At 68.5% G+C, this 14,616-nt stretch carries 18 protein-coding genes and 1 pseudogene; 9 read left to right on the plus strand and 10 right to left on the minus strand.

Annotated elements, in window-relative coordinates; genetic code table 11:
* Positions 1 to 255: 255 nt before the first annotated feature.
* Complete coding sequence (locus tag CLM62_RS40775; RefSeq protein ID WP_257004377.1) at positions 256 to 729, minus strand: hypothetical protein; 474 nt, start codon at positions 727 to 729, stop codon at positions 256 to 258.
* A 226-nt stretch (positions 730 to 955) separates the two neighbouring features.
* Here CLM62_RS40775 and CLM62_RS40780 point away from each other — a divergent pair, with 226 nt between their 5' ends.
* Entirely contained in the window at positions 956 to 1,507 is a 552-nt protein-coding gene (locus CLM62_RS40780; RefSeq protein ID WP_143659237.1) for a hypothetical protein, read from the plus strand.
* Positions 1,508 to 1,579: 72 nt separating this feature from the next.
* Here CLM62_RS40780 and CLM62_RS40785 read toward each other — a convergent pair whose 3' ends face one another.
* Positions 1,580 to 2,719 (minus strand): hypothetical protein, encoded by a 1,140-nt coding sequence (locus CLM62_RS40785; protein WP_257004378.1) that lies wholly within the window; start codon positions 2,717 to 2,719, stop codon positions 1,580 to 1,582.
* 250 nt (positions 2,720 to 2,969) lie between these two features.
* Positions 2,970 to 4,568, minus strand: a complete 1,599-nt coding sequence (locus CLM62_RS40790; RefSeq protein WP_143659238.1) for a tetratricopeptide repeat-containing protein — start codon at positions 4,566 to 4,568, stop codon at positions 2,970 to 2,972.
* A gap of 136 nt (positions 4,569 to 4,704) precedes the next feature.
* On the opposite strand from CLM62_RS40790, the gene CLM62_RS40795 reads away from it, so the two are divergent.
* Positions 4,705 to 4,959, plus strand: a complete 255-nt coding sequence (locus CLM62_RS40795) for a hypothetical protein (protein WP_095754930.1) — start codon at positions 4,705 to 4,707, stop codon at positions 4,957 to 4,959.
* On the opposite strand, the gene CLM62_RS40800 is transcribed toward CLM62_RS40795, so the two are convergent.
* Complete coding sequence (locus CLM62_RS40800) at positions 4,952 to 5,326, minus strand: hypothetical protein (protein WP_095754931.1); 375 nt, start codon at positions 5,324 to 5,326, stop codon at positions 4,952 to 4,954. The two genes, CLM62_RS40795 and CLM62_RS40800, sit on opposite strands and share 8 nt — an antisense overlap.
* Before the next feature lie 83 nt (positions 5,327 to 5,409).
* Between CLM62_RS40800 and CLM62_RS40805 the strand changes: the two genes are divergently transcribed.
* A complete protein-coding gene (locus CLM62_RS40805) occupies positions 5,410 to 6,126 on the plus strand; it encodes a GNAT family N-acetyltransferase (protein ID WP_095754932.1) in 717 nt (238 codons plus the stop codon).
* Positions 6,127 to 6,151: 25 nt separating this feature from the next.
* Here CLM62_RS40805 and CLM62_RS40810 read toward each other — a convergent pair whose 3' ends face one another.
* A complete protein-coding gene (locus CLM62_RS40810; RefSeq protein ID WP_257004379.1) occupies positions 6,152 to 6,367 on the minus strand; it encodes a hypothetical protein in 216 nt (71 codons plus the stop codon).
* Positions 6,368 to 6,453: 86 nt separating this feature from the next.
* Positions 6,454 to 7,788 carry a S1 family peptidase gene (locus CLM62_RS40815; RefSeq protein ID WP_257004380.1) on the minus strand — a complete coding sequence of 445 codons (1,335 nt, stop codon included), beginning with the start codon at positions 7,786 to 7,788 and terminating at the stop codon, positions 6,454 to 6,456.
* A gap of 1,296 nt (positions 7,789 to 9,084) precedes the next feature.
* Here CLM62_RS40815 and CLM62_RS40820 point away from each other — a divergent pair.
* From CLM62_RS40820 to CLM62_RS40835, 4 genes are all read left to right on the plus strand, one after another.
* Entirely contained in the window at positions 9,085 to 9,681 is a 597-nt protein-coding gene (locus CLM62_RS40820; RefSeq protein ID WP_095754933.1) for a terminal protein, read from the plus strand.
* An 811-nt stretch (positions 9,682 to 10,492) separates the two neighbouring features.
* Positions 10,493 to 10,909, plus strand: coding sequence for a hypothetical protein (locus CLM62_RS40825; protein WP_095754934.1), 417 nt, complete (start codon positions 10,493 to 10,495; stop codon positions 10,907 to 10,909).
* A gap of 202 nt (positions 10,910 to 11,111) precedes the next feature.
* Positions 11,112 to 11,879 carry a hypothetical protein gene (locus CLM62_RS40830; protein WP_179382439.1) on the plus strand — a complete coding sequence of 256 codons (768 nt, stop codon included), beginning with the start codon at positions 11,112 to 11,114 and terminating at the stop codon, positions 11,877 to 11,879.
* Between the two features lie 100 nt (positions 11,880 to 11,979).
* The gene (locus tag CLM62_RS40835; RefSeq protein ID WP_095754935.1) at positions 11,980 to 12,276 is read left to right on the plus strand and encodes a hypothetical protein; all 297 of its coding nucleotides are present in this window, start codon (positions 11,980 to 11,982) and stop codon (positions 12,274 to 12,276) included.
* A 252-nt stretch (positions 12,277 to 12,528) separates the two neighbouring features.
* Here CLM62_RS40835 and CLM62_RS52380 read toward each other — a convergent pair whose 3' ends face one another.
* Entirely contained in the window at positions 12,529 to 12,909 is a 381-nt protein-coding gene (locus CLM62_RS52380) for a hypothetical protein (RefSeq protein WP_257004381.1), read from the minus strand.
* A gap of 71 nt (positions 12,910 to 12,980) precedes the next feature.
* A complete protein-coding gene (locus CLM62_RS52385; RefSeq protein ID WP_257004382.1) occupies positions 12,981 to 13,115 on the minus strand; it encodes a hypothetical protein in 135 nt (44 codons plus the stop codon).
* Between the two features lie 541 nt (positions 13,116 to 13,656).
* Here CLM62_RS52385 and CLM62_RS40845 point away from each other — a divergent pair.
* Both CLM62_RS40845 and CLM62_RS52390 read left to right on the plus strand, forming a co-directional pair.
* On the plus strand, positions 13,657 to 13,887 hold the full coding sequence (locus CLM62_RS40845) for a hypothetical protein (protein ID WP_095754936.1): 231 nt from the start codon (positions 13,657 to 13,659) through the stop codon (positions 13,885 to 13,887).
* Between the two features lie 32 nt (positions 13,888 to 13,919).
* Positions 13,920 to 14,126: pseudogene (locus CLM62_RS52390) on the plus strand (hypothetical protein); the annotation flags it as partial.
* Here the strand turns inward: CLM62_RS52390 and CLM62_RS40855 are convergent.
* Positions 14,060 to 14,332, minus strand: a complete 273-nt coding sequence (locus CLM62_RS40855; RefSeq protein ID WP_179382440.1) for a hypothetical protein — start codon at positions 14,330 to 14,332, stop codon at positions 14,060 to 14,062. The pseudogene CLM62_RS52390 and the gene CLM62_RS40855 sit on opposite strands and share 67 nt — an antisense overlap.
* Before the next feature lie 18 nt (positions 14,333 to 14,350).
* A complete protein-coding gene (locus tag CLM62_RS50485; RefSeq protein ID WP_095754937.1) occupies positions 14,351 to 14,551 on the minus strand; it encodes a hypothetical protein in 201 nt (66 codons plus the stop codon).
* Positions 14,552 to 14,616: the final 65 nt, after the last annotated feature.

Consider the following 14,616-nt stretch of genomic DNA (forward strand, 5'->3'; position numbering starts at 1 on the left):
GGTTGAGGTGTACCGCTGCCAGTTCGGGATGGGTCCCAAGACCTCCCTGTCCTTGCCCACTTCACCTGCGCCGCGATCAACCTCGCCCGGCTCGACGCCTGGCTCACCGGCAGACTCCTCGCCTAGATCCGTGTCTCCCCCTTCGCAGCATTCCGCCCCGCGGGATGAACCCAGCGGGGCGGAATCAACCAACAGCATCCGGGGTCCGACCGCCGGGGCCCGATGCCCCGCCCGGCCGGGTTCAGCAACGACGGATCAGCCGCACCGGATGTCCCCGGTGCTGAGGCGGTAGGTCACCCCGCCCCGGACCAGCGAACCGCTCAAGTGGATGCATTGACCGGTCGCGTCGAACCAGGTGTAGAGCGGCCCGGCGTAGTAGTGGTAGTTCTCCGGGTGCTCCGGCGGTGGGTCGGCGGCGTAGTCGCCGCTCTCGTCGTGGAGGTACAGCTTGATGTTCGACGCCAGGCCGTCGTAGGGGCTGGACCAGAACTTCGCGCAGTTGCGCTTGGTCGAGGCGTTCCAGTAGGTGCGCGCGTAGCCGCCCCCGTTCTGCCCCGAAGGGCTCTTGGCCCAGTACGTTTTGCCGTCCCAGCTGCCGCTGCACTCGACGGCACTGGGGGCAGCGGCAGCTTCGGCCGGTGCCGCCTGCGCGGTGGGGGCGGCGACCAGACCGAGCATCAACGCCATGACACCGAGGCCCAGCAGCTGTGTTCTCCGTAAACGCTTCATCCGCAACTCCTGTGGTGAGATGCCGTCAGGCCGGTACATGACAGGTCGTACTCGGAATGCTCTGCTTGCAGCGGTGTCTGCACCCGGCTTTTCACGAAATCTCCGCCGAAATTCGTCGGCGGACCGTCGGTGCGAACCGGAGGTCACGCTGCAGGACCTGCGGCACGAGTACGAATCCGCGATCGCCCTTACCAACCGTTCCTACCGGCTGCAGGAGAACGCGGCGGTGTACACGCAAGGCCGGGCCCTGACCCACCACCCCGACGCCTTGCACCGGCTTGGCCGTCTGGCCGACCGCTACGAGCGTGGCGTCGGGTGGCTCGGCTGGCGTTACGCGAGCACGGCCGCGGTGCTCGGCACCAGCATCCTGGACCGCGTCGTGGGCGGTCGGCCTGCGCTGACAGCGGCCGCGGTGACGGAGCTGTGCGAAGAGCCGGCCCGCGGCCAGCTGCGTGATGCCTTGTCGATCCCGTGCACCGACCTGCTGATTGCGCGAGAGCCTGCGTTCCGGGACCGGCACGAAGAAGACCGCCGTGAACTGCTCCGTGCGTTGGAGGGCGTCATCGAGTGTGCTGCCGAGCTCGGCGACGGAGTCCCCACGGAGGCGGCTGCCCTGGGGGCGGGGCGGCTCACCGAGTTCGACCGCCTGGGCACGGACCCGCTGTACGAAGGCGTCCTGGAACGGCTCCTGCGCTACTCGGACCAGTTCCCCAACGAGATCAGCTGGTACCTGAAGCAGTCCCGGGCGGGCGCGCTGCCCGACCAGATCCGCACCTGACACAGCACGTGGTCGGACTGCCGGCGCCCAGATGCCGCGGGTTCACGCAACCGTCCATCGGCTGCGCACGGTTCAGCGCCCACGGCCGAACGGCCACCAGCCCCGACGCGTGCGGCGGCGAGGCGGGGCAGCCGGACGTGGCGGTGCTGAGGGTCGCGGCGGCGCAGGCGGGGGTGCTGGGGGCGCGGGTTCAGCGGGGACCGCATCCGGTACGACTGGACCGGGCTGGGTCGGCGCTGGCGGGGCGGGGGAGGCCGCGGTCGTCGGCGGTGGCGGTGGTGCAGCAGGCGGTGGCGGCTCGGCGGATGCGGGCGATCCGCTGGGACGCGGCCTGGGGGAGGGGCTGGCAGGACGTCCGGGTGCGAGCTTGCGTGCCGCTGCTGCCGCGCGCGCCTGGCGGAGGGTGCTCTGGGCGAGGGAGAGCGGCGGCGGGCAGGCTGGCGGGCTGCTTCGGCCGGTGGCGGCGTCGTAGGTCCAGTGGGCGAGCTGCCAGTGTTCTTCGGCGAACATCTGCAGCTCGGGCCTGCCCCTGCGGGGTGTCCAGACCTTCCAGGTGCCGACGGCCAGGACGAAGGAGCCGGCCGCGAGCGGGTCGAGGAAGCTGACGTGTTCGGATCGGATGCGTAAGGTGAAGCCGCGCCCGTCGGCGAGCCGGAGGACCGGCCGGTCGTGGCTGTCGTGCTCAACAGCGGTGACACGTCCGTAGACGGCTACCGGGTGCTCGGGCTTCCGCCCGCCGGTCAGACGCGCGTACAGCCGGGCATGGTCGCCGGATGTGGGGCCGTGGCAGAACTCGCCCCAGCCCACCGCCTTGGTCTCACCGGGGCGGCGCACCTTGAACTGGGCGACCACGTCAGCGTCGTAGTCGTGTTTCTGCAGGAGCCGGGCGATGACGACCGCACTGTTGATCAGAGGGGGCAGCAGCGGCCGCACCGTGGAGATGCTCACGCCGAACTGGTCGCCGGGGGCGCCGGGGCCGGTGTCGATGACGGGGGTGGTGGAGCCGATCTGGCCCAGGTCGTCGGGCAGGACCAGGTGCAGTTCGTCGCCTTCGATGACGGCCACGCCCTGAGAGCCGTGCGCGATCTTCTGCAGGACTTCGGTGGGTTTGAGGGGGCAGACGTCCTCGTGCTGCCGGTCCTTGGCGAGCCGGAACAGCGCGGCACGGGGAGCACGGCCCACCGTGGTGCGCTGGGACACCACCGGTGTCATGCATCGCTCAAGCCGTTCCCCCAGGATCGCGGACGAAGCCGGGCTACAGGATCACCCAGGCTGATTCCACGTAACTTCTAGAGTCCGCAGTCGCTCCAGGTCAGGCGGCAGATCATCGAACACGGCTCGTCCCAGTTTCGTCGCCGCTGTGACGCGCAGCGGTAGGTGGCCAGGGGAGACCGGGAGTCCGCTGGCGAGCGGCTGGTGCTCAAGGACGGTTGGCCATTCTGCTTCAGCGTCGTCATGATCCTCAGGTGTCCGTCGTCTCTGCCACGAGTCGGCGAGTAACGAGCGTCTCCGGATGCTCATGACCTAGCCGACGCTGTTGGAGCTGGAGCACCTGCACATAGAGCTGCGTAGCCTCCGCTACATGTCCCTGGGCGGCCACTGTATCGGCGAGATAGCGACGAGCCGTGATCGATCGATAGTGATCTTCGCCGAGCGCGCATTCCATGTCTGCCAGCCCTTCGCGCAGCAGGTGTTCGGCTTCGTCGAGCCGCCCCTGGTTGGCGATGGCCCGGGCCAGGTTCGCCCGGGTGGTCAGCGTCAGTTGGTGCTCGGGTCCCATCACCCGTAGCACGATGTCCAGGAGTTCGCGGGACATCTGCTCTGCGGTGGCGTGATCACCCCGCTCATTGGTCCATCGACTCAGATCGTCCCAGGCGTCCAGGGTTCTTGCGTTCTCGTCACCCATTATTTGGCGGTCGAGGTCGAGGGTCCGTCGGCATATCTCCGCGGCCTCCGCTGGACGCCCCTGCATGCCGATGGACCACGCGAGGTCCACGCTGGTCGTAAGTGTTTCCCTGTGGTCAGCGCCCAGGACACGGGTCATGTCGGCAATCAGCTCACGGTACATCGGCTCGGCTTCATCGAAGCGACCCTGCTCCATGATTGCGCCGATCAGTGCGTCTCGCGTGCGCAGGGTATCGACGTGGTCCTCACCCAGTACCCTGCGCCGACCGGCCAGAACGGTTCGGAGCATCTCCTCTGCTTCGTGGGGTGCGCCTGTGGCGCAGAGGTAGATCCCCAGGTCATTGCGGGCCGCGAGGTTGTCGGGGTGTTCGTCGCCGAGCCGCTCGGCCGCCGCCAGGTTGGCTCGGGCCAGGACCTCGCCGTCGCGGGAGCCTTGTCTTCCGATACCCCACAGAGCGCTGAATCCCGCCCGGCTGACCGTTAGCAGCATGACCAGGCTTTCGTTGTCCAGGTGCGGGGCCATCCATGACACACCGGCGGACACGTGCGGGAGCAACCGCTCCCAGGCAGCCCAGTCGCCTGGGCGCTCGCTGTCGAGTTCCCCGCCGGCTGCGGCAAGAAGCCGGACGGCGTCCGCCATGACCGTATCTCCACCCGCTGTCTGGCCGGTGAGAATTCGGGCTCGGCAGATGTCGGCCACGACGGGGTGTACGACGACATCGCCAGGTCTCACCGCCGGGGTGTCTGCGACATCGATCAGTCCAACCTCGGCCAGGCCGCGAAGGGTTGAGGAGAACTCGCGCGCGTCGGTATCGACTTCCGGCTGCAGGAGGCCCCCGGGAATCGGTGTGGCGGGAGCAAGACAGGACAGCAGGTACAACAGACGCCGAGCCCGGCCTAACCCCTGAGCCGCGAGCGCGTCGAGCGAGAGCTCCCACGTCTGGGACACGGCTGCCCGCGAGCTCGCACGGATGGTGTCGAGGTCAGCGATCACCTCCGACGCCGCGGTGCCATCCAGTGCCTGTTTATAGTCACCGAAGCTGCGCCATCGTGCGAAGGGAGAGGCCAGATAGGTCCCGGCCAAGTGCAACGCGAGCGGAAGCGCCCCGAGCCGCTTGGCCAGAGCCGTGGCCTCCCTACCGGTGGGATCATCCACCTGGGGCGCCAGGCGGCGCAGAACATCCGCCGCAGAATCATCGTCGAGCGCCGTCCCTCGCGATCTCACCACGAACGTCGTCTGCCGGAGCCCAGGCCGCCGGCGCCAACGGCCGGCGTCGGTCAGGAGGGAACCGATGACCTTTCACGTCAGGATGCAGTTCACACCGGGTGGTCCGGCCGTCGAAGGGACGTGGGCCAAGGGCGAGACGGCCCTTGACCGGTACCGGGAGTGGGTGGGCAGCCACGGCAGCTTAGAGCAGATCGATGACGGCCGCGTGCATCCGATCCGGACCTGGACGAAGGAGCACGGCGAGGAACCCCTTTCTACGCCCCCTACTCCGACCGTGGACCGCCCCGATGGGGACGCGGCCGTCTCAGACGTCACGTGAGGGGTAACTGGCCAAGCGGGCGTGCGGCATCGGTCGCGCCCACCTGCGCCTTGAGGTAGCGGGCGAGGTCGGGATCGCTGGTGAAGACCGGGCCGCGCCAGAAGTCGGGGACCGCCACGGGTGCAAGGCGGACCTCGGTTCCGTGCGTATGGGCGACGTCGAAGAGGGTCTGCAATACGTCCAGGCCGTCCCGGTTGAGAGCGCCTATGAGCGCACGCCACACCTGAGCGTCGGGGTCGTAGGTGGCGATGGGGCGCAGTGTGTCCAGCTGTTCGTGCCAGCGGGAACCGTCGGCGTGTGCCGTCGTGATGGTGGCTTGCAGGACCCAGTGGGTGCTGCCGGTGGGGGAGTTCGGTGAGGTGGTCATGGCCTGACGGTAAAAGCCGCCACTGACAGAACCCGGCTGCAGGCCCGAGTGCCGGGTGGTGCCGTTGCGGGTAGTTCTCGGGGATGGCGAAGAAGCGACGTTCCACGCAACGGCCGATGCGGCTGGCGAAGCAGCAGGTGATCGACGGCTTACCCGGACCGGGCGGGGTACGAATCCGCTTCCCGCGTCCCGGTGAGGCACAGGAGGCCGTCGGACTGCTGAAGGCCGCGACCGACGACCTGGAGCCCGGCTACGCCCCAGCGATCGCACAGGGGCAGTGCGGGACGTGGCTGCTGGACGGGCTGACGGGCGCCGACCTGCTGGAGCCGCTCGTACGAGCCGCCGCAGCCGGCCGTCTCGGACAGGCCGCCGCGGCTCTGACCCTGCCGCTGGTGGCTCAAGACCAAGACGGCGCCCTAGTCGGCGCGCTGCTGACGGTCCCGTCCGGCACCGTCCTGTCCACGGTCAGCCGGCTGCCCGGCTACCAGCAGCACGCCCTGCTGTCGACGCTCCAGTACGCGAAGATCAAAGCCGTCGCGGTCCGCGAGGACGCCCGTGGCCGCGGCATTGGTGCCGCACTCCTGCAGCGCTGCGTCGAGATGTACTGGCAGCTGGATTTCCAGATGCTGTTCGGCGAGTTCGAGACCGGGCGCGAACTCGGGTCGTACTACACGCGCCAAGGCTTCACCGTGCTTCAGCCCGGCGACACCATCGATGTCGGCACCCTGCTGACCGGCGTACCGATCCACCTGGGGGCCGGCCCCGGCGAGACGTTCTTCTACCGCGGGCACACCCGTTAACCTCTGGGCGGCGCGGCCAACCCGACTACGCCGCCTCCTGGCCCTCGCCGTCCTCGCGTGCGAGGGCGTGCTTGAGCTGGGAGCGGGCATCGAGCCGTTCGGGCCCGGGAACCTCGCTCCAGAAGGCGTGCGTGAGGATCACACCCGTGAGATTGCGTTCCTTCTCCCGCAGCGCGGCAACCTCCTGCTGCTCCTGCTCCGAATCGGCGTCGGCGGCACACGATCGAGGGGCGGCCTCCACAAGACCGCCCCTGACCAGCCGTCAGCCCGCTCTATTCGAGCCGCCTGGCATCGTCCCAGGTCAGACAGTAACTTCCTGCTGGAGTACTAGGTGTTCGGATTGAGCTTGAGCCCGTAGTGCCCAAGGATGTCGGGTGCTTCGGTCCAAAGGATGTAGTTGAACGCCACGTCGTTGCCGCTGTACGAGTAGCAGCAGGGATCTATACCTGCGGAAACGATTCCGCGGGCCTGGTAGGTGGACCCGCTGACCGCGTACACGAGGCCGCCGCTGTCGCCCTCAGCCACCGACCATGGCTGGTTGGATTCCAGGCGGGTTCCCTCAACGCCGCGGACGGTGTGGGTGCCGCTCCAGTCCGTGGCGGTCCAGGTGATGTCCTGGTTGGTGATCTCGATGCCGCACACGTTGCCGTAGCCCATGAAGTACGAGGCGCCGCCGGACTGGCATACCACGTCTCCGGCGTAGCTGTAGGCGTCGGAGGTCACCGGGTGCCACGTGTCACTGAGTTGGACGTCGGCGTTGTTGTTGCCTCCGGTCAGCTCCTCTGCGTCCCAGGCCGAGGACGTGCCGGTGACGGTACCGACGTAGTTGCCGACACCTGTGCGCGTGGCCGTGTAGTAGTCGCCGAAAGCAGGGTGGGTTCCCCCTTCGGTGAAGACGGTGTCGTTGCTGGTGAAGCAGTGGTTCGCGGTGATCATCACTGGTTTGTTGCTGCTGTTCACGGCCGGGATCCCCGCGGTGCAGTCGGCCTGTCCGTCGCTGATCACGTCACCGCCGATTTGCGGCGAACTGTCATCCCACTTGTTCTGCGCCTGATCCGTGGGGCGTGGCTGGTGGCCCTGCTGGAATGTGACGGCGACTCCGTCCAGCAGGCTGTGCGGCGCCTGCCCTGCGGTGGCTTGGGCCATGGGTGTGCGGGCTTGAGCCAGCGCAGGTTGGTCCACTGCGACTTGGAGTGACGAGCCGTCGGTCGCTACCGCGACGCTGTAGACGTGGTAAGGAAGTTCATGCGATGCGGCCTGCGCGAACAGATGCTTGCGGGTGGCGTGGAGTTGGCGCAGCGTGTAGGTCGCCTTGTCCACCGTCACGCGATGGGTGTCAATGCGGGGATTGATCTTCAGTGCGGCCTGGATGAGCCCGGGGGCCCGAGCCGGGTCGGTGAGTGCAATGTGGACGGTGTCGTTGGGGGCGTCGATGCGCACCGTGGAGTAAGTGCCGGGCTCGGTTTTCTTGCCTGCTGTGTCCAGCGCAGAAGCCAGCGCGCGCAGCGGATCCAGTATGCGGCTCTGGGCTGCCAGCGGCAGTGCAGAGATCTGAGCGAGCGTCAAGTGCGTGCTGTCGTCGTCAACTGCCGCCTGCGCGCTCGGCACAGCCAAGCCGGCGCATATGGCGACGGTCGTGCTGCAGGCGGCGAGTAGCCGCACAGTCGTAGTCCTGAATTTTACCCTCAACGTACCTGCCTTTGATTGAGCATTCGCCAACCTTTGCGTGCCATAGAAGAAAAGGCGGGGCGAGTACAACTGTGAGCAGTGTGGGAGCCTGAGTCGTGTACATGCCCGATTATCATGAATCGCCCGCAGTGTGACCAGAGTTGGAGGGGTAAGAATGAGGCAATACCGTCCGCTCCGAGCCCGTCTTTCAGTCCTCAGCCCATTGTTTTTCGGCTGCCTTATCCCTCCGGCGCAGCGGGGTCACCAGCGGCCGTCTCCAGAGCTCGAATCCCTCGCGGCGCGCTCTCTTGGGGATTCCGAAGGTCCACTGCGGTCAGCCGAGGCGCGTAGGAGTCACGCCCAGGGACGTGGCGTACGGCGGCTGCGAGTAGGAAGTCGAAACCGCAGGTGCGACAGATTCCCCGAATGCGTCGCAGTTCAGCCGGTACACCGCCTCCGTGGAAACGGCCCGCGTAGGGAACCGGACGGCGCCACTGCGCATCGAAGGAGTATGACGACTGTGAAACTGGGCGGCGCAATCCTGGTGACTGCCTGCTTGCTTGCGCTGACCGGCTGCGGCGGCGCGGCCAACGGGCAGTCCGGACAGAGTGGTCCATCCAAGGCCTCAAGTACCGGCACCGGCACCGTGGTCACACCACAGAGGATTACCCAGCCCATCACAGATTCCGCGGACGGTCGCGTGCTTCATACGCGAGGGTATGCAGGGGGCTGCGAGAGAGCTGTGCGCCTGTCGGCTGCGGAGAAAGACGGAGAAGTCACTTTGAAGTTGCTGGGGATCACCCGGTCAGCCCCTCCATGCCCCCAGGACGCCAGGTGGGTGCCGGTCCAGGTCACCATCCCGGAACCCGTGGGCCACCACACCCTGATCGACGGCACGTCCGGGAAGCAGCTTCACATTCAGGGAACCTGGCGCGCAGGACTGCGTTCGAGCTGAGCCGCGACGCGGCCTCGGCTGCGACCGGGCCTTCGGCCTCGTCGTTTCCGGCGCTTCGTCCACGGGTGACTACCCGCACCGCCCTGCGGCGCTGACGTCTGCGACGGAAGACGTATTCGGCAGGGCTCAGCTACGGGGTGGGCATTGAGGTCGCCCCGGCAGCGTGAACACTGCGGCAGCCGGTCGGAGAACTCCAGCAACGCCATGGCCAGCCCCTTGCTCTGGACGTGGCCCTCCACCCAAGACCCGCTGATCTACGCCGTCAACCCCACCCGCGACGGTGGGGCGCCCGGCCGCGAAATCTGTCCACAGGGGAACGGGTGTCTGCTGGAGGAATGATCGACAGCGATGGCACGCAGCCGCCGGCCCTGCGCCGCAACAGGGTCCTGGACGCCCTCAAGCGGGCGGAGCGCAAGGTGGTGTTCACCCGGCCCGCGCCGAAATCCGCGAAGGCCCAGATGGAATTCCTCTACACGCGCGCGAAGCAGTCCACGAAGGCCCTGGCCGAACAGCTGGGCGTCTCGACCCGCACCGTGCAGCGCTACCGCGCCGGGCAGCAGACGAAGCCTCAGAAGAAGCTGCGGTCGGCCCTGGTGGAGGAGACCGAATCTCAGTGGCAGCCGCAGGTCAGGGCACAGGCGCGGGAGCGGGCGGCGACCTCCAGCGGCATGATGGTGGAGGTGACGGCCTACCTCGGATTCACCCGCACGGGCAGCTCGGACGACGGCCGTGAGCGCACCATCACCACGCCGATCTCGCCCACTTACGCCGCTGAGCTCCTCCGCCTACAGGAGGCCGGTGCGACGGAGGAGGATCTGCATCCGGTCGTCGCGGAGGCCGTCACCGAGTCGTATTTCACGGAGTGGGGCACCCGTGCCGACGGGCTCCGAGCGGATTTCACGCACGTGCGGTCGATAGATTTCCAGTTCTGACCACGCGGAATTAAGGGCCTGCTATAAACCTTATTGAGCCGAAGCACGGTATTTGACACAAAGCAGGATTGTTGTCAGCAAGATCGAGCCTGGCAAACGCCGACGACAGTGAGCTGCTGCACAGCTCAGCCGGAGCGAGACATGGCTGTGCGGTGAGCGGGTGTTGTGATGTGGCGGCGGGCGCGGTCGCCACGGCTGGGGTCAGCCGGTCCACAGCTGCGGTGGCCGTATTGGTTCCCGGGCCCGTCGACTTGCCGTTGTGCTACTGCCTACCGCTTGGATGAGTCCGACGGTGGTAGGCGTTTGAGCCACCACCTAGCGAGCGGATAGGCAGCCGCTGCGGCAAGGAATCCCGTCAGGGCGGTGACTGTGTGCCCGTACTCGGGAAGCATCTGGCTGACGGGCTCGAAGACCAGCGTTTGGGCGCCCCAGAAGGCCGCAAAGCCCGCGAACGCGCCTCCGGCCGACTCCTTGGTCCACTGCCTCCTGCCCGCCGGGGCGGGCGTGGCTGGCCGGGTGAGTTGGCCGTCCGGAGATGGCGCGAAAGGGTCGGTCACGCCCCTGTTGTACCGGTCATCGATCAGCGTGACAAGGGGGGCGCTCCCCGCCTGTGGAAAGGCCCGCGACCGACGCCCCCTCCCAGGCAGCGTTCGCCTGTCAAGGAGCAAGTGACGGCGTCCTCTGTGGTCTCGGCGTCGGTGCGACTTCCGCAGTGGATGGCATCGGGTCGATCGAACTGACACCGGCCTGCGCCTGCCGAAGGCGTCTGTGCTCCTTACCCGCCTGCGAACCTGACGGGCAGACTGCGCTCATGCAGCTCCCCGCCGAAGCCGTTACCGCCACCGTGCTGATCGAGGTCGTACGGGTCTCCGCCCTTCCCACCAGGCGGGACGTCCCGTACCCCGGCACGGCGGTTGCCCACTGGACCGGGAGCGAGGCCGCCGCCGCCCTGGCCTTGATCGAGAGCCTGCCCGGCAGTGAACAGCACCGCTGCGGCTTCTCGCCGGGCTGGAGCGTCCGGGCATACGACGACTCTCTCGACCTGGCGCTGTTCGAGGCAGCGTTCTGCTTCACCTGCCACGAGGTCCGCATGCAGGGAACGGCGGTGCCGCCCGCTCTGGCCACGCAGTTCTTCGACCCGGGCGCCCTGCCGGCCCGGACCCTGCTGTCTCTCTTCCGCAAGGCAGCTGCCGACCGACTGGATGAGCGTCACGCCTCGACCTGGTGACAGGAAGGCTGCCGATTGAGCGTCTGTGACAACTAGCCTGCCTCCTGGGTGACAACCACGCTGCTTCGGCCTAGCACTTTTACCAGCCCATTCGGCTCTGCCGGTGACAGATGTCGTGCTTCGGCTCGCTTATTCCCGGGCCGTCGTACAGCGCTCTGGCGGCGGCCCGCACCTTATTCCGCACTCCGAATGCGAGGCTCTGATGAGCAGCCCCTGGCCGCCCCGGCGCACTGCCCGCCGTCCCGTTCCCCGCGCGGCCGCGCCCCGCGAGCCGGTCGACCACGCCCGCATCGGCCGGCGCGTGGTCCGCCGCCGCGCGAAGGGCATGGACGCGGCCGCCGTCGCGGCGGCCCTCGAGGACGCCCGCTTCGACGCGCGCCAGGACTCCCGCCACGAGCACCTGGCCGACGACGAACGCGGCCGGGCGGAGCTCGCGGAATGGGAGCGCATCGACCAGCTGCTCGCCGACGCGGCCCCGAGCACCGTCTACGACCTGGACGCCGACCACGTCGTCCAGGCGGAGCTCGCCGCCGACGCTGCGGCCGCCGCCGCCCGGGAAGCCGAGCTGCGTGAAGCCGCCCGGATCGTGGCCCGCGCCGATGAGCTCCAGGCGCTGCGCGAGCTCGGCACGCTGGAGCAGACCGAGCCCCGCGAGGGCGACGAAGCCGTACGGGACGAACTCACCCGGCGGGCCGGCTCGTACATGCAGAAGGACGTCGACACCTGGCTTGCCCACGCCCTGGCCGCGCACCGCGGGCACTACGCGGATCCAGCCGTCCGCGCGGCCGCCGCCGATCTGCTGCCGACGCATCTGCTCGCCCACGCCGCACTGCTCACCGAACTTGCGCACCTCGCGCCGGGCGCCGGCGTCGACCAGCTGGCGTTCGCGGCCCGGCTCGCCGTCGCCGACCCGGAGTCCACCGGCGAGCTCGCTGCGTTCCTCGCCCGCGCCCGGTCCGGGCAGAGCTGATCTCACCCTCCGCAATGCCCCGGCCCTCCCCGATCCCATCGATTTGACCGCCGCAGCAGACATAGGCTGACTCAACTATCAGCCGGAGGAGCGTCACACCATGGAACCGACCGTCGACAGGCCAGCGCCGCAGGTTACCGTCACAGACATCCGTACCCTTTTGGACTCTTCCGCTGAGTTCCCCGTTCTGTACATCAACTACGGTCCCGGCGACGGGGGCACCGAAGCGGAGTTGGACGTGTGGGCCGCAGGCCTGGTCTACCAGCCCGACATCGTCCTCACCCACGCGACCGCTCTGGACCTGCTCGGCGAGGAACCCAATAGCGAGACCATCGCGGCGTTCCTGCCGAAGGTTCAGAAAGCCGTGGACCAGATGATCTCGGTCCGGGGCATGTGAAGCAGATCTGCTGCTCGGGGGACCGTCTCATTCGGCAAGGTGTCACGCTCCCCCGATCGGGTGTCACGCCGTACTGTCACGCTGCCCGCCAGGCCCGAAACGACGGGCCCGAGGGCCGAATCCGGGGCCCGAGCCGATCAGCGTGACACGGGTCGGGTCCGGCTACGGTCCGCATTCGTCCCAGAACGCGTGCTGTCCTGTGCCATGGGAGCCGGCCGTGCTGGGGTCCCGGCCGCCACGGCGCAGGCGGTTTCAGTCAGCGTGCGGGGTGAGGGTGATGACGGCTTCCGAGCCGACGATCTGCCTTGTGACGGTGTAGTCCTGGGCGTCGTCCTCGTCGCTGGGCGTGTAGGCGCTGGTCAGGGAGCCGAACAGGTCCGGGTCGGCCGAGTCCGAGAGCAGTACTTGCAGGGCCCGCTCCGCGGCGGGCTGGAGGGCGTGCGGGTCCAGGCGCAGGCAGACCTCGTTCAGGTCAGTCAGCTCGCGCGCCTCGAAGCCGTGCCGGAAGGTGCTGTCCGAGTAGGCCCGCGCCAGCCGCCGGAAGGCCGGATCGCCGCGCTCGAGCATCTCCATGGGCAGGTCGTTGAAGATGTCCATCACGTGCGTGCAGGCCCACAGGGCCAGCGCGGCCACCTGGCCAGGGTTCCGGCACAGCTGCTCCAGCGAGTCCTCGCGGCAGACGTCGCAGCCGTCCCGGGCCGCCCCTACAACCGGGCCACCACAGTGCTGTCCAAGTCCAGGGCGCGGCCCTGACCGTTCAGCCAGGCCGGGTCGTAGGGCGCCGGGCCGCCCAGCTCGGCAGCGATATCACGCTCATGGCGATGGTCAACAACGTTCACGGCTCGCTCGCTCCCGTCGGACAGGACACACGTGGACCAATCTGAGTGTCCCCGCCCTGTGCGCTCCGGAGCGGCGCCGATCGCAACCAACCGGAAGGCGAGTGCATTGCTTCGCCTCCGAGCCGAATCCGAGCGAAGGCGAACGGAGGTCGACCACTTCCGGTCACGCCACTCGATGACCGCCTGCACCCAGATCACCAACGGCCAGGTCGTCCCCGGGCATCCCCGCCTGAACAGTCCGGCCGATCTGTGTCATCTGTCATCAACCCCTGTTTCCCCAGGTGGACGGGCCTATCTGTGTCACTGTTCAGCTGATCTGTGTCATCGCTCGGACGGACCCAGCAACCGCCCCAGAGCCTGGGTCCCTGGGTCCCGAGACCGGTGTTTTCCCAGGTCGACACGGAACGCGCCGGGAGCTGGGTCCACCTGGGTCTTTGGGTCCCGCACCCTCGTACAAGCCGGTTCGTCCGGAGTGGTCCCCAGGGCCCGGGGCGGCCGATACCGTTGGAGCAGACGCCAGTTCTTGCCCCTGGAGCCCTCGATGAGTGAACAGCCGGCCACCGACCACGCCCGGCAGCAGCTGGAGCCCGCGGCCGCCGACGGGTTGCGCGCGTACGCGGCCAAGACCCGCGCCAGCGCCGATCAGTTCGCCGCCGTCCTGGAGGACATCGCGGAGAACGGGCTGCCCTCGGTGGAGGACTGCACGCCGTGGGAGGAGCTGCGCGAGGCCCACCTCGCCCGGCTCGCCGCGCAGCGCCCGGCCGTCGCCTGATGGCCCCGTAGCATGGCCCGCGCCGCGCCCGCATCGCCTTCTCTGACTCCGCCGCCAAGCAGCTGGAGAACATCACCAGCGAGGCGGAGATCCACGCCCTGGACCGCGCCCTGGTCGTCATCTCCGTCGACCCGGACGTCGGCGAGCCGATCCCCGGCGACACCGCTGGCCCTCAGCTGCGCCAGTACGCCGACGAAGTCGAGAAGGTGCGTGTCCTGTACTTCGTCACCGCGCTGCGCGTCCCGTCGTTGTCGGCAGCGGTGCCGGGCCACCCGGGCAGGGCCTCGGAGTGGGCGGGGCACAGGAGCGCGAGCCAGGCAGGCGGCTCCCCCGGCGCGGCGGCGGGGCCCTGCCGGAGCACGCTCGCCGTGGCGGGGCAGTCCAGCACCTGGCGGAACGAGGTGAGCTGTCGGCCGGCGGTGAGCTGCTTGATGTCGGACGGCACCTTGGGCTCCTTCGGCGGCTAGACCTCGATGTACGCCACGACCACGACGGTGCGCGGCAGCTGCTCCAGTCGCACGCCGACCTGTGGCTGACGCCCCTGACCGGGGTGGACCCGAAGACGTACGCCGGCGACTGGCCCGACGTCCTGGACCAGGCCGACCGCGTACTGAGCGCCCGTCTGGGCGAAGACGCCGCCGAAGGCGGAGACGAGACGCTGCACAGCATCGCGCTGATGCTCGAGATGGCCTCCCGGAACGGCGGCCGAGGGCGACCTGTACCAGGCGA

The organism is Streptomyces sp. SA15, from assembly GCF_002291145.1.
Classification (GTDB): Bacteria; Actinomycetota; Actinomycetes; order Streptomycetales; family Streptomycetaceae; genus Streptomyces.